Origin of the sequence: Enterobacter sp. 01-M-02-SI-ECC (assembly GCF_047530595.1) — a bacterium.
GTDB lineage: Bacteria > Pseudomonadota > Gammaproteobacteria > Enterobacterales > Enterobacteriaceae > Enterobacter > Enterobacter cloacae_M.
The window spans coordinates 1-523 of record NZ_JBLKCZ010000107.1; the positions used below are offsets into that span (position 1 = coordinate 1).

The following is a 523-nucleotide window of genomic DNA, read 5'->3' on the forward strand; positions in this document are numbered from 1 at the left end:
TAACCCGCTCGAAGGTTCCGCTGAGAAGGTCACGCACAACCGCCTGACGCAGCTGAACGGCATTCGCTGGCGCTATGACATCCACGGCCGCACCGTGGAGAAAGATAACGGCCAGACCCGCTGGCACTACCGCTACGACGGCGAACATCGCCTGACGGAGGTCATCAGCCAGCCGCGGGACCGCAATAAACCGCAGACGCAGGTCAGCTTCCGCTACGATCCGCTCGGTCGCCGCATCAGCAAAACGCGACGCCAGATGCTGGGCGGACAGCCAACCGGCAAGCCGGTCACAACCCGATTTGTCTGGGAAGGGTTCCGCCTGCTGCAGGAGGTGCACGGGGATGTGCCGCTGACCTACGTCTACAGCGATCAGGATAGCTACGATCCGCTGGCGCGTATTGATGGCGTGGATGCTCCGGAGATCTTCTGGTTCCACTGCCAGCCCAACGGCACGCCGGAGCGGATGACGGATAGTGAAGGGCAGGTGCGCTGGGAGGGGGTGAACAGTGCCTGGGGCAAGCTG

At 63.3% G+C, this 523-nt stretch carries 1 protein-coding gene; it reads left to right on the top strand.

Annotation, left to right across the window (positions count from 1 at the left end):
* The coding region (locus ACMWLG_RS25900; protein WP_414763064.1) for an RHS domain-containing protein at positions 1-523 on the top strand (523 nt) is incomplete at both ends.